Source organism: Nostoc sp. DedQUE07 (genome assembly GCF_034530975.2).
GTDB lineage: Bacteria > Cyanobacteriota > Cyanobacteriia > Cyanobacteriales > Nostocaceae > Nostoc.
In genome coordinates this window covers 50,412-68,453 of sequence record NZ_JAVRCC020000016.1, presented here as the reverse complement: position 1 = coordinate 68,453, position 18,042 = coordinate 50,412, and the positions used below count along the sequence as shown (strand labels likewise).

The following is an 18,042-nucleotide window of genomic DNA, read 5'->3' as shown; positions in this document are numbered from 1 at the left end:
TACCACCCTATTTTTTCTAAGTCAATTAAATACCAAAGCAATCTATTTATGAATAGTCTCGCGTTCTTTATCAGCAGGTTGCTTATCTTTGAACAAGTCAGCCGCCGTTAAGAGTAACTGCCTCAACGTTTGTTTTATTTGGCGCTCTTTTCTTGCTAAAGATGTACCAGCTTCACCTAATTGCTCTTCTAACTGCGATCGCTTCTGTTCTACCTGTACAGCCATTGATTCTGCTTGGGGACGAGCTTTATCATACCAGTGTTTCGCCTCGTCTAGATAATCTTGAACTTCCATATTCCGCCCACCATAGCGTGCAGCCATATTAGCTCGGACAATGGCTAGCTGCGCTTGCAGTTGCGCGTAACGTTTCTTTAACAATCCGACTTCTTCACTATCTTTAATAGCATTGACAGCAGAATCAATCGCAGTTTTGGTACTTGCAGGTTTTTCCTTACCCGTCTCTTCAATTTCTGCCAGAATTACATCAACCTCTTGTTGGAGTTGTTCTTCTTCACCGTCAAGTTGAGCCTGTAGGCGCTTGATATCTGTCTGAGTTTGAGCAATACTTTCGTGTCTTTTGCTATTAATCCCTTCCAGCGCTCCTTCAATGGAAGCTGTCACTTCATCTTTGAGTTCGCTACCTTTTTCTTGGAAGTTTTCAATTACAGCAGAAACAGCATCTTTCACAATGCCACGAACTTCACTTGAACCTTGTTTAAACTCAGAAGCTACTTGAGAAACTGCGGATTTCACAATTTCTCGAATTCGCTCAGTTCTTAATTGTCCGGTTTCTTTAGCTTGTTGCAGGTCTGCTTGAATTTGTTGTTTGATATTGTTAGGCATTTTCAACTCGGAGAATTTAACTAATTGGGATAATATTTTCTCTTAATGTTCCTACATCCATATTATGGCGTAGCCCAAACTGACTTGGTACTTCCTTTAGATATAAAATTGCAGTCCCAAAGAGGTGATGTGTAAGATGTTGCCCCTTTGTGAGATGATGAATATTTAGTGGTAGTAATTGGAAGTGAAATATGTGGCAAGTAAATATTACTTGTTCGGATGATGCCTGGAAAATCTATGGTGTTGATTTTAAAGCGATCGCAGCGAAATATCAAGGTGAATTAATTAGTTCCAAAAAAATGCCAAATGGTACGCGCATCATGTCTTATAAAATTGAAGATGTGAGCGATGCAGAAGCCTTTCAAGAAGATTGTGCAAATTTTGCTGGATTTACAACTGACTTTGAATCCCTCTAATATTGGTTTTAATACTTATGCCTACAACTAGTATGTTCAAATCTGGAGAAATTAATTGAAGAAACTACTTACATTAGTATTAGTAACGTTTTTGTTATTAATCAGTACTTTTACTTTGCCTGTTAGTGCAGCAGACACAGTTAACGGCGAACAAATATTTAGCGTTCATTGTGCTGGTTGTCATATCAACGGTAGCAATATCATCAGGCGAGGTAAAAATCTCAAAAAGTCAGCCCTGAAAAAGTATGGTATGGATTCAATAGAGGCAATTACATCTATAGTTACCAATGGTAAAAATAATATGTCAGCCTACAAAGAGCGTCTTAGCGAACAGCAAATTCAAGACGTTGCTGCTTACGTTCTCGAACAAGCTGAAAAAGATTGGCATTAGAAAGTTAGGAGTTGGGAGTGGGGAGTTAGGAATTAAGAATTATCAGTTATGATTTATTTATTAGTAATTGTTAAGTATTCCCATTCCTAACTTTTCACTCATAAATTGAAAATGAACTTACCCGCAGCTAGTCGTCTCCAATTTACCCCCGATTTGAACATCTGCCGCATATTAAATGGGATGTGGCAAGTCTCCGGCGCACACGGGCAGATCAATCCCCAAGCCGCTATTGAGACTATGTTCAAATATTTAGATGCAGGTTTTACCACTTGGGATTTAGCTGATCATTATGGCCCCGCAGAAGATTTTATTGGTGAGTTTCGCTGTCAACTAATTGATACTCGTGGGAAAGATGCTTTATCTCAGGTGCAAGCTTTTACAAAATGGGTGCCTCGTCCAGGCAAAATGACCAAGAAACTTGTTGAGGAAAATATTGATATTTCCTTGAGAAGGATGAATGTGCAATCGTTAGATTTGATGCAATTCCACTGGTGGGAATATCAAGATAAAAATTACCTAGATGCCCTAAAATATATGGCAGAACTTCAGACTGAGGGTAAAATTAAGCATCTAGGTTTAACTAATTTTGACACGGAAAACTTGAAGATTATTACTGAAGCAGGTATCAAAATTGTTTCTAACCAAGTGCAATTTTCCCTGGTTGACCGCCGCCCCGAAGTTAATATGGTAGAGTTTTGTCAACAGCATGACATAAAGCTTTTTACTTATGGTACGCTGTGCGGCGGTTTGTTATCAGAAAACTATTTGGGTAAACCAGAACCGCGAGGATTTGATTTGTCCACTGCTAGTTTGAAAAAATATAAAAATATGATCGATGCTTGGGGTGGTTGGCGATTATTTCAAGAGTTGCTGGCTATCCTGAAGGAAATTGCTAATAAGCATGGCGTCAGCATTTCAAATGTGGCAGTACGTTACATTTTAGATCGGCCAACTGTGGGCGGTGTGATAGTTGGTGCCAGACTTGGAGTATCTGAACATATAGAAGATAACGCCAAAGTATTTAGTTTTAGTTTAGATGAAGACGATCGCGATCGCATCAATGCAGTATCTCGCCAATCACGCGATTTATACCAGCTTATCGGCGATTGCGGCGACGAATATCGAATTTCGGGAAAAAGGTGATAATACGGTGAAGGTTTGCCTCAAGGAGATGAACTAGAAGCTGTGTTAGGAGCAACGGCAATGTTCTTTTGCAGCTACCGAGGTGAAAGTCATCCCCAGTTAGAGGAACTTCAGGAGGATAGTTTCAAAATTATATTAGGTGCGGCAAATGCCCAAGGAATTGAGACGCAGGAAGCATTTGATAATTGGTATGTCCAGCAACGGCTCAACGATCCAGAATATTTCCTCCCGCGACTCAATCAACGCCTAGAGGAGATTGTCGGCGATGGGTGGTTGTTTGACTGTAGTCAATTTGAGGTGGAGGAATAAGGGGAAATGCGATCGCCGCGTTACTCTGAAATTAATTGGCGACAATGTAACCAGCTTATGCAATCCTTCAATATCACACTGCCAGATGCGATATGGAATCTGAACTAATACAAACTTCTCCCGACATCCTTTCTGGTACACCCGTTTTCTATAGAACTCGCGTACCAGTACAAACATTGATTGATTATCTCGAAGCAGGCGATCGCCTTGATGACTTTCTAGAAGATTTTCCCACTGTGAGCCGCGCACAGGCAACAGCGTTTCTCAAATCACTCTGCCGTAAAAACGAATACTGCCTTTAGTGCTTCTGAGGTAAGAGTAGGATAGTTTTCTAGCACTTGTTGTTCTGTCCATCCCGCCGCAAACAAACCCAACAAGAACTCTACAGATAAACGAGTTCCTTTCACAGTCGGCTTACCCAGCAGAATTTTGGGGTCTGAATGAATGTACTGTCGCCAGTCCATAGTTTTTACTCCGACTTAGCTACAGCTATTGTTGCACAGTATGATTTTTGTTGGCTTGGTGAGGGGGAAATGCGATCGCGTTAATCTTAAATTAATCGCTCACAATGATAACTAGCTTATGCAGTCCTTCAATATTACCCTGCCAGATGCGATCGCTAATGCTCTCAATGCCTATATCAAAGATCAGGAAGTTTCCATACCCGCGAATGTCGTTGCAGAAATTGCTTTAGAAGATTTTCTTTGTCAACGCGGCTATTTGGTTTCACGAAAGCAAGGTCTATCTCTTACTCCTGCACCAAAGGGAAGCGGATTTAAAGATGCATCGGTAAATCACGATAAAATTCTAGCTGAACAAGCATTTTTACAGTCATTCCCACCAAACACACCTTGAGAGCCGTATTTGCTGACACTGGGCCTTTGTACGCTGCTGTAGATGTAGACGACCAATATCATGAGCGTTCACAAGCTGAACTAAAACGGATCAATACAGAGAATTTAACAATCCTAGTTCCCTTTCCTGTTTACCTGGAAACATATAATCTTTTGCTATATCGTCTCGGAACTGAGCAAGCGATTAGCTTTGCTAGACAGTGTAGAGAAGCAGTTCATTTCGTTAATCCTTCAGAGGAGCAATATACAGCAGCAGTAGAAAAGGCTGCAAATTTTCCAGATCAACGAATTACCCTCTGCGATGCTGTCACTGCCATTTTGTCAGAGGAAATGAAGTTACCCGTGTGGACGTATGACTATCATTTCGATTTAATGCTGATTCAGGTATGGCGATAAACAATTATTGCCCAGAGAAAGGATGCGATCGCGTTAATCTTAAATTAATCGCTCACAATCTAACCAGCTTATGCAGTCCTTCAATATCACTTTGCCAGATGCGATCGCTAAGGCAACTATGATTATTGTCGGATTGCTGAGTGGGGAAATGCGATCGCATTACTCTTAATTAATCACCGACAATGTAAAAAGTTTCTGAAATCAGTCCTCTAGATTCGTTCACGAGTATAAAAGACTCGTCAGCGAGTATCAAAGACTCGTTCACGAGTATAAAAGACTCGTCGGCGAGTATAAAATACTCATTCACGAGTATAAAAGACTCGTCAGCGAGTATCAAAGACTCATTCACGAGTATAAAAGACTCGTCAGCGAGTATCAAAGACTCGTCGGCGAGTATAAAATACTCATTCACGAGCATAAAAGACTCGTCAGCGAGTATAAAAGACTCGTTCACGAGTATAAAAGACTCATTAGCTGTTTGGTAAGGTGCGTTAGCTGTTGCTAACGTACCAAAAATATCTTGGAGGGTGCGTTAGCAAGGTAACGCACCCTACGAAAGTTACTAATCTACTTCATACATCTGTTTATGTTTGGCTAAAAGCTCTTGATATTTCTCGTTTGTCTTTGCTTCTACCCACTTAGCTTTAAATATTGCTGCTGATTCCGCTTTAACTGGGTCTACTTCATAAGGAAGAATCTCTTTTTTGGAACCTGAATCTTCCGAATTCTGTTTATACTTCCTGCCGCTTTTATGATTAGCATAACGGCGAGAGCGAGTATAGCCCATTTGGATAAATTTCCGTGCCATATCTGCGCCGACAAAATCATCTTTCTCTAAATAATCAAGAAAAAGCTCGTAAATTTTCTCACTCGACTCTCTAGCAATCTCAGGAGTTTTGAACCGCCAGTAAGGAAGAATTTCTGATTTGTATGGTTCTACTAAAAGTACACCCTGCTCACCCTTCCCAACACGATAGAGTTCAGGATGTTGGCGAAAATCAATCTTTTTAAAGTCTAAAGAATAATCAAAACCCATGATAAATTTTTATTAGCAATAGTAAACTTTAAAAAAAAGTTCAACTTCTATCTAAATATTGAGATTTTGTTGATTATGCTATCTAGCACCCAATCTCTGAACAGTGTGATTGCGCCAGGAAGTCTGCGTAGAGTACATCACATTGCCCTCAACGTCAAGGATATGCAAGCCTCGCGCTATTTTTATGGCACAATCCTGGGTTTACACGAACTCACAGGCGACGAAGTACCCGCAACCCTGGTGGAACTAGTCGCATCTGGGAAAGTAGCCAACTTCATCACTCCCGATGGTACAATTCTAGATTTATTTGGGGAACCAGAATTATCACCACCAGATGCCAATCCAGAAAAGACCTTCACTAGAGCTTACCATCTAGCCTTTGACATCGATCCGCAGTTATTCGATCGCGCGGTGACAGTAATCGGGGAAAATAAAATAGCGATCGCACATGGCCCAGTCACTCGTCCTACTGGTAGAGGAGTATATTTTTACGATCCAGATGGCTTTATGATTGAAATTCGTTGCGATCCAGAAGCTAGTTAACTTAAGGGTAATAACAAAAGTATCTACTATGACCGCGAAACTCACGCAACTATTTAAAGTCATTGAAGACACAATCACAAAACCACCAATACCCCACGAACCATACAAGCAATCATTGAAAGCCTGGGCGATGTATTGTTTGCGAGACAAAGGTTTTATAGTCGCTTATGCTCAAAATGCCGACTTTGCCATTGAAAGAAAACGTGAAGAAAAGCTATATTTCAAAGTTTCAAACAGCCCCGATGATTTAGATAATTCTTTTAACTGGATTGTTTGGGATAGTGTCACCAAAAGCGCTAGTCTCATTCCCCAAAAAATAGACTGATACCAAAATAGTCATCAAATATTTCTCTGATTTTTTAACTATTCTGATTCCTGAATTATGACTCCTGAATTATGACTAGACAACTGCTGCACAAATATTTGAGGTTAACCATGATTTTCCTAGATAGCAAGAAGTTTTACTTTATTATGACTTGACATTTTAATTACGAATTACGAATTACGAATTACGAATTAGTGTTGGGTTTCTCAAACACCATTAAATGCTGTTGAGGTAACAAATTTTTAGTTTCCCGCCAAACCAAACCAACAGCTTGCATTTCTTTGCGGACTTGTTTTTGAGTCATTTTGTGCAGACGTTTAATCATAATAAAAGGATTTTCACCCCGATACTCAACCAGCACTACCCGGCCACCAGGTTTCAGCGCTTTCACAATTCCTTGCATCACTTCTTGAGGATACTCAAGTTCATGATAAGCATCCACCATCAATGCCAAATCGATACTTTCAGGTGGTAAGTTGGGGTTACTAAGAGTTGCCAAAACAGGCTCAACATTAGTGATATTTTTCTCTTTTTTGAATAACTCAATAATTTCCAACATTTCTGGCTGAACATCTACAGCTAACACTTTACCTGTTGTTAATAACGGCGCGATGCGAAAGCTTAAGTAACCTGTACCAGCGCCGATATCCGCTACTACATCGTTAGGTTTCAGATAGAGGAGGCTGACTACCTTACTTGGCTGTTCTTCCCCCTCTCGACTTGGACGTTCTAGCCAGCCAGCGCCAGTGTACCCCATAACTTTGGCAATTTCGCGCCCCATGTAGTATTTGCCGATACCATCTGGACTGTGGATTATCCGTTGTTCGTAAACAGTGGTGGATGAAGACGCGGCTTGTACTGTTAGGGTTGGGTTCAGCAACGAACAACTCAAGATCGCAACAAGAGGTACTATAAAGTGGAGAAAATTTGACATTTGGTTATCACCGATATGGATATTTATAAGCAGCAACTAAAAGAATTTTATGGTAGTAGAACGACTTATGACTATGAAAAAGATACTCGCCATCCTTTAGAAGCCAAGCTTTTAGTTGAATTTGTTGGGCTACATTCGGGGCAGAAAATCCTTGATGTGGCGACTGGAACAGGTTTAGTTGCGATACCCGCAGCTGAAAAAGTTGGTTCAGAGGGCCATGTGATTGGAATTGACATGACCCCTGGAATGTTGCAGCAAGCAAGACTTAAGATTGCCGCAGCAAAATTACAAAATATCGAGTTGATTGAGGCAGATGCAGAATATTTCAACTTTAGTGACAGTAGTTTTGATGTCGTCTTTTGCTGTGAGGCAATTGTACTTTTTCCTGATATCCTTGCTACTTTGCAAAAGTGGTACGTCTACTTGAAAATAGGAGGGTATGTGGCATTTACCTGTCCTCCCGAAACTGCTATTATGGCATCTCTTCAGCAGAGGGTCTGCGCTAGAGTTTTGGGTGTATCGCTACCACACATTCTTGAACCACTGGGAACTCCAGAAAAATGTCGTAAATTGCTTGAGCGGGCAGGTTTTAGAGATATCGAAATTAAGATTGAACCATCAGGACGTTATCACTCTCTTAGTGATAACAGATTATCGATGACAGTAATTAATATAAATTTTAAAAGCAATCCTCTGTTGTCAAAATTATCACCAGAACAATTAAATCAATTGCAAGTTGAGTACAAAGCAGAAATTGAGAAATTAGCAACCGATCGAGGTCTTTGGATAGACACTACAAAGTTCTTTGTTCGCGCTCGAAAATAAGTTGATGAGCTTTGTTCCTGAACTGACAGCTTTGGGCGATCGCACATGATAATCTTGCCGTTAATAATCACAATCACAGTTTAATCTCCTAGACCGATGTGGAAGTAAACATTTTCAGGATTTACTTGAACAGCCCCTTGAAAAATTTGTAATCCAACCTGTGGACGCTTATATGCAAAACCTGTCCCTAATGTTAGTGCCTGTACTCGCTGCGCAGAAAGCAGCAGGTGACGGTTTAATTAAACCTCTTGGTCATCACGAGCTGCTGTTGGTGCTAGTGCAACTGTCACTATTGCTTTTGGTAGCGCGGGGATTAGGTGAGTTGATGCGCCGAATTAACCTACCGCCTGTTGTTGGAGAATTACTGGCGGGTGTGCTGCTTGGCCCTTCTTTATTTGGTTTGCTTCTTCCAGATTTACAGGCGCACATCTTTCCCAAAAGTCAAGAACAGTCTAATTTACTTTCGGTGATTTCTTGGTTAGGCGTGTTATTTTTGCTGATTGTGACTGGGTTGGAGACGGATCTAAAGCTGATTCTTCGTAAAGGTAAAACAGCTCTTTTGATTTCACTGGGCGGAATTATTATCCCGTTTATCACCGGATTTGGACTGGGCTGGCTATTACCAGATAGTTTCTTAGCCGACCCAGAAAAGCGATTGGTATTTAGTCTATTTATCGCCACAGCAATGAGTATTTCGGCAGTCCCAGTGATTGCGAAAGTGCTGATGGACTTAAACCTGATTCGCCGTGACATTGGTCAAGTTACCTTAGCTGCTGGGATGACTGACGACACCATCGGCTGGATTTTACTTTCTGTGGTTTCAGGTTTAGCTAGTAGCGGCAAATTTGACTTTGGGACAATTTTCCATTCTGTGAGCGCGGCGATATTATTTTTAGCGATCGCCTTTACAATTGGGCGTACCATCGTAGACCAGATATTACGGTGGGTTGATGACTATGTTGGTGGAATCGCCGCGAGTATGTCGGTTGTGCTAATTCTTTCGCTCTCGGCAGCAGCACTCACCCACGCATTAGGTCTAGAAGCAGCATTAGGTGCTTTCGTGCTGGGGATTCTAGCAGGCCAATCCCGCCGCTTTAGCAATGAAGCTGGGCACATGTTAGAAGTTTTTACAGCAAGCTTTCTAGCGCCAATTTTCTTTGCTTCAGCAGGCTTGAAAGTTAATTTACTCGCTCTGTTAGTCCCTCAAACATTGATATTTGGCTTGATTGTTCTGGCTGTCGCCTGTGTTGGCAAATTTACAGGTGCTTACCTTGGTTCTCGTGCGGGCGGCTTGAGTCATTGGGAAGGTTTGGCGATGGGTTCCGGGATGAATGCTCGCGGGGCGATGGAAATTGTCGTTGCCACCATTGGTTTATCTTTGGGAGTGCTAAATCCCCAGATGTACTCGATTATTGTCATGGTAGCGATCGTCACTTCCCTAATGGCTCCACCCCTGCTGCGCTGGTGTTTGTCGAAGGTGGTTATGGGTGAAGAGGAAGCTCGACGTTTGGAACAAGAAGAACAGGATAGCCGCAGTTTTATCAAGCAAATCCAGCGTGTCTTAATACCCACTAGTGGTGGGCCCAACATCCAACTGGCGGCGCAACTAGTCGGTTACATGGCTCACCAAAACTCGATAGAAGTTACATCTCTATATGCTCTGAGTGATAAGCAACCTCAAAGCAAAGCCCGCCGGATGGAGGCAACCCAGGTTAAAGATACTGCCGCAGACCTTGCTTTAGCTGCTGTAACTGAGGAAATGCAGCTACCTGCTGATACCACCCTGCAAACAAAAACGGAGTCGGGGCGTAATAAAGCGGAGGTAATTTTGAATGAAGCAAACAAAAACTATGACTTGATTGTATTGGGAGCTTCAGAACAGATCCGCCCCCAGAAAGCATTGTTCAATTTGCTTGTCGATCGGGTTGTCCAAGAAGCACCTTGTGCAACGATGGTGGTAAAGTCGCATCTACCCCAACCGAAAGGCGAGATATGCAAAATTCCTCAACAACAGATCAACAAGATTTTGGTGCCAACGGTGGGGACAGAATATAGTAAAAATGCTGTAGAGATGGCAAGTACGATCGCAGCTCAAACCGGGGCATTAGTTACGATCGTTAACGTAATTAATTTGCCACAGGTTGAGTATATTCTTTACGAACAGCGATCGCTAGCTCCAGTCAAGGAAATTGCTCACGATATGCTCGAACAGCAAGCAGAAATTGCCCGCAATCTGGGTGCTGATGTCAAAACCTATATTCTTCAAGGAACCAGCCCAGAAAAGGAAATCCTCAAGTTTGCCAAAACTCAGGAAGTTGACTTAATTCTTCTAGGGAGTAGTATCCGAATGGTTACGGGTCGCGTTTTCTTTGGTCATAGAGTCGATGCAATTCTGAGTAAAGCCCATTGCCCAGTAGCAGTAATTACTGTACCTTAAGAGTGCTGAGTGCTGAGTGCTGAGTGCTGAGTACTAAGTATAAACCCAGTTGCTCTAAAGCTTTGAGCAATCAACACTGTCCTAATACCAATTGGAAAAAAGAATGCGACAAATAAACCATTTGTAGAGACGCGATTTATCGCGTCTTTATCCCAGAATATGTTCCAATCATTAATTGAATTGGTATAGCATATCTGACTACAGCTATACATTTATTTCATAAACATTGCAAAAAAGAATGTAGAGACGTAGCAGTGCTATGTCTCTACAAGGGTTCTGGATAACGCATATTTAATTTCACCAGATGTCTAATAATTTGATCTTAGCGCGAAGCTCTGGATGTTACCGATCTTTGTAAATTAGCTAGAGCGCGATTGTAATCCAAAATAGCTGCGACTCGATTACCTTCTGCTCTTGTCAGGTCATTTTCAGCATCAATTACCTCTGTTTGAGTACCCACACCAGCTTGGAACCTCAACCTTGCTAAATTCAGAGCTTCCCTGGCTTGATTTAAAGCCACACTAGAAGTCTGCACGTTATTTAAATTGGATTGCAATTGAGCATAATACTGTTCTACATCAAAGCGAATTTGGTCGCGCTGGCTAGCAAATTGAGTCTCTGCGATCGCAATATTAGCTCTCGATTGAGCCGCTCTTGCTCTTGCTGCTCCTCCTTCAAATAAAGTTAGATTGCCTTGAAGTCCTACTGAATAGCCATCAGTAATGCTCGCGCCATCATTATACCGATCTAGCAGATTGTAGTTGCCTACCAAACTAACTTGCGGCCCTAGCTGTGAAAGTGCCTGTCGTCGCTGTTGCTCAGAAATATTACGTTGTGCTAATTGCTGTTGCAACTCTGGACGATTTTGAAACGCTTGGACAATACTTTGTTCTACCGTCTGCGACCAAAGACCCGCTAATTGTACGGGATCTGAGGCAGCGATATCAACTGACTGCGACAAACTTAACAACGTAGCAAGCTGACGACGGGCAATTTGCTGCTGTGAGATCGCATTAGTCAGTTGTTGTTGGGAGTTTGCTAAATTCACCTGAGCTTGCAGCACATCGAACCGCGTACCCACTCCAGCCTGTTCTCTTGCTTGAGTATCCCGTAAACTAGCCTGGGCATTAATCACAGCAGACTGATTAATTCTTACTAGTTGATCTGCTTGTTGCAAATTGTAGTATTGAGTGGTCGCATTCAAGCTAATTGTCAAAGACTGACTTTCAACATTTAACTCATCTACCCGTAGCTGTTCTTCTGCGGCTCGGATAGCCGCTAGTGTGTTCCCAGAACTATAAAGATTATAATTTAGTTGCGCTGAACCATTAAAAGAGGTGCTGGCTTGAGATGAATTGTTACTAAAACCATTACCACTATTAGTCACACTACTGTTTATTCCCAGAGTCGGAAATAAGGCAGCTTGAGACTCGCGTAGTGCCGAGCGACTGCGTTCTAGCTGTAATATAGCTACCTGTAAGTCTCGATTGTTGCGTTTTGCTAGTTCCAAAGCTTGTGCCAAACTGATTGGCACAGTTCCCTGAATCCTTACTTCCTCCGGTTTAGTTGGAAATTGCAGAGGGTTGGGATTGGGGTTGAGGCGATCGGGAACTTGTACAGAGCTTGAAGAATTCTGTGCTTTTGGTGGAGTTGCTGCACTTACTGCATTTGGAAGAAGAATCGCCAACGCGACAGTAACCCAGGCAGAATGCACGAAGAATAAGCTGAAATTCATAATCTAGATATAGTCATTAATTAGGTTTTTTGAGGATATAATTAAAAGTTTTCATCCTGATTGACCTAAGAGGTTTAAATCTTAAATTCCTCCTTAGAAGGTTAATCTTAACAAATTAGCCGACAATCAAACCATCTTGAACTCGAATAATCCTTTGGGTTTGAGCAGCGATATCAGGTTCATGAGTGACAATCACAATTGTGATCCCTTGGTCATTAAGTTCAGTCAGTAAATTCATCACCTCATGGGAAGTTTCAGTATCTAAAGCTCCTGTTGGCTCATCTGCCAAAACTAATGCAGGTCGGTTAACCAAAGCACGAGCGATCGCTACTCGTTGCTGTTGTCCGCCAGAGAGTTGACTAGGACGGTTAGCGATGCGTCCCCCTAGTCCTACTTTTTCTAAGGCTTCTAATGCCCTTTCCCGACGTTTTGGCTTGGGTAAATTGGCGTAAACCATTGGCAACATCACGTTTTCCAACGCTGTTGCCCGCGCCAATAGGTTAAATTGTTGGAAAACAAAACCGATCCTTTGGTTGCGGATATAGGCTAATTCATCATCATCAAAAGTCGTCAGGTTTCTGCCTTCAAAAATATAGTCTCCAGTTGTGGGACGATCCAGGCATCCCAAAATATTCATCAGCGTGGATTTACCCGAACCTGACGCACCCATGATTGAGACATATTCCCCTTCCTCAATAGAGAGTTCAATTCCCTTGAGTATGGGAACACTAACTTCTCCCAAGTGGTATGTTTTAGTAATAGATTCCATCCAAATCATTGTTGGCATAAGAATTACGAATTACGAATTATTTAGTCGCTTCTTAAAGCGTTGATCGGATCTAATTTAGATGCGTTCCGTGCTGGAATTACCCCAGCGATTAAGCCAACGGTTAACGAGAGTACAAAGCCAGCAACGATCGACAACAAAGAAATTACAAACGGGAATTTGAAAACGTTTGCAGCCACAAAGGCTAATAAAACGCCAGTCACCATCCCAATACCTCCGCCGACAATGGAAATGACGATCGCTTCCGCTAAAAATTGATTAAGTATGGCAGAATTAGTAGCTCCTACGGCTTTGCGAATCCCGATTTCCCGCGTCCGCTCGACCACAGAAACTAGCATAATGTTAGCAATACCAATGCCACCAACAACCAGAGAAATTCCAGCGATCGCTACCACCATGACTGTAAATAAACCCACAATACTAGTAAAGGTACTAACAATATCAGCTTGATTAGTCAGCCGAAAATCATCAGCTTGTGGCGGATAAATGTTATGACGCAGCCGTAAGAGATTGGTAACTTGAAACTGAGCGGCTTCTAACTGCTCCTGATTCGCGCCTTTGACTAAAATTCCACTTACAGAAACGCCTACCAGGGCATTATTTCCAACTAGTCTCTTCGACATACTAGTTAGAGGAATAAAAATCTGGTCATCTCGATCCATTGGCCCCTGAGCGCCTTTAGGTTCCATCACCCCAATTACTTCATAAGCCTCTCCTTGAATCCGAATTCTCTCACCGATCGGATTTACACCTTGTGCAAAGAGTGTTTTTTGAACTGTGGGGCCAAGAATGGCAAGCTGTGCAGCAGTATCTAGTTCTTCCTGAGTAAAATATCTCCCTTGTTGGGGGTGAGTATTTCTGACTTCTGGGTAGTTCAAATCAGTGCCATAAATGGTTGTTGAGGTGTTCTGTCCTGCATAGACAACTTGGGCAGTCCGTTGGAGATAAGCAGAAACCAGCTGTGCTGATGGCGCTTGTGTAGCGATCGCTTTCGCATCTTCCCAGGTCAAGGTACTGCTAGAACCTACTCCTTGACGGACATTTCCGCTTCTTGCCGCACCAGCTAAAATTTGGATGACATCTGTACCCAATGCTTGGATCTGTTGCTCAACCCCTTTTTGTACTCCTTGACCGACAGAAGTAATGGCAATAACTGAAGAAATCCCAATAATCACGCCTAACATAGTTAGACCTGTGCGTAATTTGTTACTCCACAGAGTTTCCGCCGCCATTGTCAAGATTTCCAGCAATGGTACTGTGCGGGTATTCTTCGCTTTGTAAAAGCCCTTAAATATCTTAAACATAATGTTTCTATTTAAAACTAACTTTAAGGGGAACCACTGCCTTGAGAACGACCACCACCGCCAGAACTGCCGCCGGAACGACCTCCGCCCCCACCTGCTCCTCTTCCTCCGCCTCCGCCGGCTCCTCCGCCTCCACCTAAACCAGGGAAAACTCCTCCTCTTGGTGTTGATTGCGGACGCGATCCTGGTGGGAAACTGAGTAATACTCTTTCGTCTCCTGTCAATCCAGACTTAACTTCAGTAAAGTTATTCGCGGTGACACCAGTCTCGATGCGAGTGAATACAGGTCTGTTATTTTTTCCTTGCACAAACACGCCTGTGGCATTTTCTTGACGAACCACGGAAGCTGTTGGCACTACTAAAACATTTTGAACTTGACCGACTTGAAAATCCACTTCTGCATTCATCCCAGACCGCAATAGTCTTTGAGGGTCTAAAAGTGATACTCTTACTTCAAAACTGGTGACGTTTTGCTCTACTATTGCTTGGGCAGCAATTTGGCTGACTTTACCTTCAAAGGTTTTTCCTGGGTAGGCATCTGCTTTAATCGAGACTTTTTGACCAAGGCTGATTTTGGAAATATTTGTTTCCGCTAAATTGGCGACAACTTCATTTGTGGAAGCTAAAGACAAGATTGAAGAAGAAGAAGAAGAAGCTACTTCACTACTAGCAGTTGTCGGTGTCACGAAAGCGCCTGGATCGGCAAACTTCTTTGTCACCACACCATCAAAGGGTGCGCGAATGATCGTGTCGTTGATTTCAGCTTGGATGTTTTGCAGCGAACCACGAGCTGATGTTACTTGGGCACGAGCGGCATTAATATCTTCTTGGCGCGTTCCGGCTTTCAGGAGTGCCAAAGCTTGCTGTCTCTGCTTCACCACAGCTCGTGCTTGCTCGATATCTTCTGGACGTGACCCGGCTTTTTGCAGAGCCAGTGCTTGCTGTGCTTCATTTACATTCGCTTGGGCGCTGTCACGATTAGAACGGTTTTGGTTGAGAGTCTGAAGGGAAATACCACCTGCATTGTAAAGTTGCTGATTGCGAGCAAAATCATCTTCTGCTTGGCGAAGGGCGGCTTGAGCGCTTTGCAAGCGTGCCTGTGCTTGGGCAACATCTTGAGAACGATTACCTGCGATCGCTTTTTGCAAATTCGCTTCGGCTTCGTCTAATGCTCCTTGTGATTGGGCAATATCTTGAGGACGATTACCTGCGATCGCTTTTTGCAAATTCGCCTCGGCTTGTGCCAATTGCCCTTGAGCGGAGGTAAGTTGCCCTCGGAGGTTGGAATCATCCATGTAAGCGACAATCTGTCCTTGTTTGACGATATCTCCTTCCTTCACCAGCAGTGTTTTCAAGATGCCAGAATTTTTCGGGCTGAGGTTGATTGACCGCTCAGGTTTCACCGTTCCGTTCGCTGAAACTGTAATTGTTAAACTCTGCCTTTCTACAGGCCTTGTCAGCACTCTGCGTCTGGCTTCTTGACGAGGAGCAACCGTTACTTGGTAATAAACGGCATAGCCAATTCCACCCAAAAGGCAAAGAGCTATTAGCCAAGAGAGCCAATTACGTCTGCTCTTTTTTTTCTTTACCTCTGGAACCAAAACTGGGGAATCTACGGTATTTGGTGTATCAATTTTCATATCCATTTTGTCTATAAGGAACGGCTACCGAGCTATTTATTCACGGCTAAAACTATAGCCTGGTAGCCTAATACTGACAATGATTTTGAGTTTTTAGTATTTTAAAGGTTGATTTGCAGTACTAATCCACTAGGAAGTCTGAAGTAATCATCATGCACTCTCACCAATCTCCCAGCAGGAACAATTTCCTGATTGGGAAGAAGAATATCCCCGTTAGGAAGTCTGAAATAACCTCGATCGCGCAGTCTGACTACGGATCTAGCAGGAATAATTTGCCCATTGGGATATCTGATATCACCATTACCAAGTCTGACTACTCTGCTATTAAATTGGTTGTCACGATTCCAATTATCCCGATCTCTAGGGTTTCTGACTTCTACAGGATAGGGTCTACCATCGCGGTTCCAATTATCCCTGTCTCTAGAGTTTCTGACTTCTCTAGAATTGGATCTGCCGTCGCGATCCCAATTATCTCTGGCTCTAGAATTGGATCTGCCGTCACGATCCCAATCTCGATCGCGATCGCCACCAACGTAGACTTTCGTCTGGGCACTTGCAGGCGCAGTCAAGAGAGTGGGAACAAGAATCAGGGTAGCAGCAGCTAATACAATCGATATACGGTTTGGTTTCAACATGAAATCAACTCCTTATTTACATTAAAGTTCTATTCTGCTGATGTATGGATTAAGCAATTTTAGACAGTTGCTTTTTTTTGATATCAAAGTGTTTAATATTTACCTCATCGTATAAATTCATACATAATAATTATCATTCAAAACATCCAAACTGATGTATGACCAAAGTCACTAGTAATTCCAGACTGATGTATGACCAAAGTCATCAATTGTCTAATGGGTATGGGGCATTGGGCGTTAGGAGTGCTGAGTGCTGAGTTAGGAGTTAGGAGTTAGGAGTTAGGAGTTTTGTTTATCTCCTTGTCCCCTTGTCCCCTAACTCCCTCACTTGCTCACTCGCTCACTCCCTCATCTCCCTGCTCCCCCTGCTCCCCCTGCTCCCCTGCTCCCCCTGCTTCCTGCTCCTGCCTCCTGCCTTTCTTTATAAGATTTTGCTACCGCCAACAGCGCAGATCGTTTAAGCTAGCTGAAAGATTCTTTGATTAGTGGCTTAAAGGCGGTAGTGTGCCTAAACATATTCGTTTGATTTCTCTTTTAATGGTCTGTAGTTTATGGAGTATGCCAAAAGCCGCTAACGCGCAGGCATTAATACCCCATACATTGCAACTAGATGCGACAAAGTTAGAAAAGCAGGGGTTGAGCTTGGCACAAGAGGCGGCTCAACTAGCTCAGTTTCAACAGGTTGACTTAGCTTTGCCACGAGCGCGGCTGGCTAGTCAACTGGCTCCTGGGAATGATAAAGTGTGGTTGCTGTTGGGTGGATTGCAGTTGCAATCCAAAGAGTTTGATGGCGCGATCGCTAGTCTGAAAAAAGCGCAATCTCTTAACCCCAAAAATGGTGATATTTTGTTTGCTTTGGGTTCAGCAAATTTTCAGCAGAAAAATTACCAGGCTGCTGTTGTCAATTATCAAGATGGTTTGAAGTTAAAACCCAACGATCCAGAGGGATTATTTGATTTGGGTAATGCTTATTATTTGCTGGGTAAATTGCCAGATGCGATCGCACAGTACGATAAAGCTGTCTCTCAAGATAAAAAGTTCTGGCCCGCACTCAACAACATTGGCTTAATCAACTACGAACAGGGTAATATCCCTGAAGCAATTAAGCGATGGCAATCTGCTGTAACCCTTGAAAAACAAGCGGCAGAACCTTTATTGGCCTTAGCCGTGGCACTCTATACTAAAGGCGATCGCCAACAAGGACTAACCTTGGGAGAAACTGCACTCCGTATCGATTCGCGCTATGCTAATTTAAATTTCCTCAAAGAAAATCTCTGGGGCGATCGTCTACTGTCTGATACGAAAAAATTCCTAGAATTACCACGTATTCAAGCAGCCATACAGCAACGAGAAAACTCATCATCAGCGCCTACGCCTAGAAAACAGCCGACTCAATAAAAGTCTAAGTTAGGAGTTAGGAGTTAGAAGTTAAAAGTTAGGAGTTAAAAGTTAAATATTTCAACTCCTCACTCATAACTCCTAACTGTCC

General features: G+C 42.7%; 21 protein-coding genes. 12 read left to right on the top strand and 9 right to left on the bottom strand.

Annotation, left to right across the window (positions count from 1 at the left end; genetic code table 11):
• Window positions 1-42: 42 nt before the first annotated feature.
• Entirely contained in the window at window positions 43-843 is an 801-nt protein-coding gene (locus RMZ95_RS14935) for a histidine kinase (protein ID WP_322682564.1), read from the bottom strand.
• A gap of 191 nt (window positions 844-1,034) precedes the next feature.
• Between RMZ95_RS14935 and RMZ95_RS14930 the strand changes: the two genes are divergently transcribed.
• The 5 genes from RMZ95_RS14930 to RMZ95_RS14910 all read left to right on the top strand — a co-directional run bounded on the left by RMZ95_RS14930 (window position 1,035) and on the right by RMZ95_RS14910 (window position 3,404).
• On the top strand, window positions 1,035-1,259 hold the full coding sequence (locus tag RMZ95_RS14930; RefSeq protein WP_322669496.1) for a hypothetical protein: 225 nt from the start codon (window positions 1,035-1,037) through the stop codon (window positions 1,257-1,259).
• A gap of 55 nt (window positions 1,260-1,314) precedes the next feature.
• Complete coding sequence (petJ, locus tag RMZ95_RS14925; protein ID WP_322682565.1) at window positions 1,315-1,650, top strand: cytochrome c6 PetJ; 336 nt, start codon at window positions 1,315-1,317, stop codon at window positions 1,648-1,650.
• Between the two features lie 111 nt (window positions 1,651-1,761).
• Window positions 1,762-2,793, top strand: coding sequence for an aldo/keto reductase (locus tag RMZ95_RS14920; protein WP_322682566.1), 1,032 nt, complete (start codon window positions 1,762-1,764; stop codon window positions 2,791-2,793).
• Between the two features lie 15 nt (window positions 2,794-2,808).
• A complete protein-coding gene (locus RMZ95_RS14915) occupies window positions 2,809-3,102 on the top strand; it encodes a hypothetical protein (protein ID WP_322682567.1) in 294 nt (97 codons plus the stop codon).
• A 92-nt stretch (window positions 3,103-3,194) separates the two neighbouring features.
• Complete coding sequence (locus tag RMZ95_RS14910) at window positions 3,195-3,404, top strand: DUF433 domain-containing protein (RefSeq protein WP_322682568.1); 210 nt, start codon at window positions 3,195-3,197, stop codon at window positions 3,402-3,404.
• Here the strand turns inward: RMZ95_RS14910 and RMZ95_RS14905 are convergent.
• The gene (locus tag RMZ95_RS14905; protein WP_322682569.1) at window positions 3,372-3,566 is read right to left on the bottom strand and encodes a DUF433 domain-containing protein; all 195 of its coding nucleotides are present in this window, start codon (window positions 3,564-3,566) and stop codon (window positions 3,372-3,374) included. The two genes, RMZ95_RS14910 and RMZ95_RS14905, sit on opposite strands and share 33 nt — an antisense overlap.
• A gap of 118 nt (window positions 3,567-3,684) precedes the next feature.
• Between RMZ95_RS14905 and RMZ95_RS14900 the strand changes: the two genes are divergently transcribed.
• Together RMZ95_RS14900 and RMZ95_RS14895 are read left to right on the top strand one after the other, a co-directional pair.
• On the top strand, window positions 3,685-3,957 hold the full coding sequence (locus tag RMZ95_RS14900) for a hypothetical protein (RefSeq protein WP_322682570.1): 273 nt from the start codon (window positions 3,685-3,687) through the stop codon (window positions 3,955-3,957).
• A complete protein-coding gene (locus RMZ95_RS14895) occupies window positions 3,954-4,352 on the top strand; it encodes a type II toxin-antitoxin system VapC family toxin (RefSeq protein ID WP_322682571.1) in 399 nt (132 codons plus the stop codon). Before RMZ95_RS14900 ends, RMZ95_RS14895 begins: the two co-directional genes overlap by 4 nt.
• 562 nt (window positions 4,353-4,914) lie before the next feature.
• On the opposite strand, the gene RMZ95_RS14890 is transcribed toward RMZ95_RS14895, so the two are convergent.
• Window positions 4,915-5,388, bottom strand: a complete 474-nt coding sequence (locus RMZ95_RS14890) for a DUF4385 domain-containing protein (RefSeq protein WP_322682572.1) — start codon at window positions 5,386-5,388, stop codon at window positions 4,915-4,917.
• A gap of 75 nt (window positions 5,389-5,463) precedes the next feature.
• Between RMZ95_RS14890 and RMZ95_RS14885 the strand changes: the two genes are divergently transcribed.
• Entirely contained in the window at window positions 5,464-5,931 is a 468-nt protein-coding gene (locus tag RMZ95_RS14885) for a VOC family protein (protein ID WP_322682573.1), read from the top strand.
• 28 nt (window positions 5,932-5,959) lie between these two features.
• Complete coding sequence (locus RMZ95_RS14880; protein WP_292820573.1) at window positions 5,960-6,256, top strand: hypothetical protein; 297 nt, start codon at window positions 5,960-5,962, stop codon at window positions 6,254-6,256.
• A gap of 184 nt (window positions 6,257-6,440) precedes the next feature.
• Here RMZ95_RS14880 and RMZ95_RS14875 read toward each other — a convergent pair whose 3' ends face one another.
• Complete coding sequence (locus RMZ95_RS14875) at window positions 6,441-7,190, bottom strand: class I SAM-dependent methyltransferase (RefSeq protein ID WP_322682574.1); 750 nt, start codon at window positions 7,188-7,190, stop codon at window positions 6,441-6,443.
• Window positions 7,191-7,205: 15 nt separating this feature from the next.
• On the opposite strand from RMZ95_RS14875, the gene RMZ95_RS14870 reads away from it, so the two are divergent.
• Together RMZ95_RS14870 and RMZ95_RS14865 are read left to right on the top strand one after the other, a co-directional pair.
• The gene (locus RMZ95_RS14870; protein ID WP_322682575.1) at window positions 7,206-8,015 is read left to right on the top strand and encodes a class I SAM-dependent methyltransferase; all 810 of its coding nucleotides are present in this window, start codon (window positions 7,206-7,208) and stop codon (window positions 8,013-8,015) included.
• A 172-nt stretch (window positions 8,016-8,187) separates the two neighbouring features.
• The gene (locus RMZ95_RS14865; protein ID WP_322669484.1) at window positions 8,188-10,452 is read left to right on the top strand and encodes a cation:proton antiporter; all 2,265 of its coding nucleotides are present in this window, start codon (window positions 8,188-8,190) and stop codon (window positions 10,450-10,452) included.
• A 322-nt stretch (window positions 10,453-10,774) separates the two neighbouring features.
• On the opposite strand, the gene RMZ95_RS14860 is transcribed toward RMZ95_RS14865, so the two are convergent.
• The 5 genes from RMZ95_RS14860 to RMZ95_RS14840 form a co-directional block, all read right to left on the bottom strand.
• Window positions 10,775-12,187: a TolC family protein gene (locus RMZ95_RS14860; protein ID WP_322682576.1), complete on the bottom strand. Its 1,413-nt coding sequence runs from the start codon at window positions 12,185-12,187 to the stop codon at window positions 10,775-10,777.
• A gap of 115 nt (window positions 12,188-12,302) precedes the next feature.
• On the bottom strand, window positions 12,303-12,974 hold the full coding sequence (locus tag RMZ95_RS14855) for an ABC transporter ATP-binding protein (RefSeq protein ID WP_322682577.1): 672 nt from the start codon (window positions 12,972-12,974) through the stop codon (window positions 12,303-12,305).
• 23 nt (window positions 12,975-12,997) lie between these two features.
• Entirely contained in the window at window positions 12,998-14,278 is a 1,281-nt protein-coding gene (locus RMZ95_RS14850; RefSeq protein ID WP_409882694.1) for an ABC transporter permease, read from the bottom strand.
• 23 nt (window positions 14,279-14,301) lie between these two features.
• A complete protein-coding gene (locus tag RMZ95_RS14845; protein ID WP_322669482.1) occupies window positions 14,302-15,918 on the bottom strand; it encodes an efflux RND transporter periplasmic adaptor subunit in 1,617 nt (538 codons plus the stop codon).
• A gap of 101 nt (window positions 15,919-16,019) precedes the next feature.
• Window positions 16,020-16,553, bottom strand: a complete 534-nt coding sequence (locus RMZ95_RS14840) for a hypothetical protein (protein WP_322682578.1) — start codon at window positions 16,551-16,553, stop codon at window positions 16,020-16,022.
• A gap of 504 nt (window positions 16,554-17,057) precedes the next feature.
• Between RMZ95_RS14840 and RMZ95_RS14835 the strand changes: the two genes are divergently transcribed.
• Window positions 17,058-17,951: a tetratricopeptide repeat protein gene (locus RMZ95_RS14835; RefSeq protein WP_322669480.1), complete on the top strand. Its 894-nt coding sequence runs from the start codon at window positions 17,058-17,060 to the stop codon at window positions 17,949-17,951.
• Window positions 17,952-18,042 lie beyond the last annotated feature (91 nt).

Bases quoted from the DNA above. Each gene is read 5' to 3' on its own strand.
- RMZ95_RS14935 (WP_322682564.1), bottom strand. From the start codon at position 843: ATGCCTAACAATATCAAACAACAAATTCAAGCAGACCTGCAACAAGCT.
- RMZ95_RS14930 (WP_322669496.1), top strand. From the start codon at position 1,035: ATGTGGCAAGTAAATATTACTTGTTCGGATGATGCCTGGAAAATCTAT.
- RMZ95_RS14920 (WP_322682566.1), top strand. From the start codon at position 1,762: ATGAACTTACCCGCAGCTAGTCGTCTCCAATTTACCCCCGATTTGAAC.
- RMZ95_RS14910 (WP_322682568.1), top strand. From the start codon at position 3,195: ATGGAATCTGAACTAATACAAACTTCTCCCGACATCCTTTCTGGTACA.
- RMZ95_RS14905 (WP_322682569.1), bottom strand. From the start codon at position 3,566: ATGGACTGGCGACAGTACATTCATTCAGACCCCAAAATTCTGCTGGGT.
- RMZ95_RS14900 (WP_322682570.1), top strand. From the start codon at position 3,685: ATGCAGTCCTTCAATATTACCCTGCCAGATGCGATCGCTAATGCTCTC.
- RMZ95_RS14890 (WP_322682572.1), bottom strand. From the start codon at position 5,388: ATGGGTTTTGATTATTCTTTAGACTTTAAAAAGATTGATTTTCGCCAA.
- RMZ95_RS14885 (WP_322682573.1), top strand. From the start codon at position 5,464: ATGCTATCTAGCACCCAATCTCTGAACAGTGTGATTGCGCCAGGAAGT.
- RMZ95_RS14880 (WP_292820573.1), top strand. From the start codon at position 5,960: ATGACCGCGAAACTCACGCAACTATTTAAAGTCATTGAAGACACAATC.
- RMZ95_RS14875 (WP_322682574.1), bottom strand. From the start codon at position 7,190: ATGTCAAATTTTCTCCACTTTATAGTACCTCTTGTTGCGATCTTGAGT.
- RMZ95_RS14870 (WP_322682575.1), top strand. From the start codon at position 7,206: ATGGATATTTATAAGCAGCAACTAAAAGAATTTTATGGTAGTAGAACG.
- RMZ95_RS14865 (WP_322669484.1), top strand. From the start codon at position 8,188: ATGCAAAACCTGTCCCTAATGTTAGTGCCTGTACTCGCTGCGCAGAAA.
- RMZ95_RS14860 (WP_322682576.1), bottom strand. From the start codon at position 12,187: ATGAATTTCAGCTTATTCTTCGTGCATTCTGCCTGGGTTACTGTCGCG.
- RMZ95_RS14855 (WP_322682577.1), bottom strand. From the start codon at position 12,974: ATGCCAACAATGATTTGGATGGAATCTATTACTAAAACATACCACTTG.
- RMZ95_RS14850 (WP_409882694.1), bottom strand. From the start codon at position 14,278: ATGTTTAAGATATTTAAGGGCTTTTACAAAGCGAAGAATACCCGCACA.
- RMZ95_RS14845 (WP_322669482.1), bottom strand. From the start codon at position 15,918: ATGAAAATTGATACACCAAATACCGTAGATTCCCCAGTTTTGGTTCCA.
- RMZ95_RS14840 (WP_322682578.1), bottom strand. From the start codon at position 16,553: ATGTTGAAACCAAACCGTATATCGATTGTATTAGCTGCTGCTACCCTG.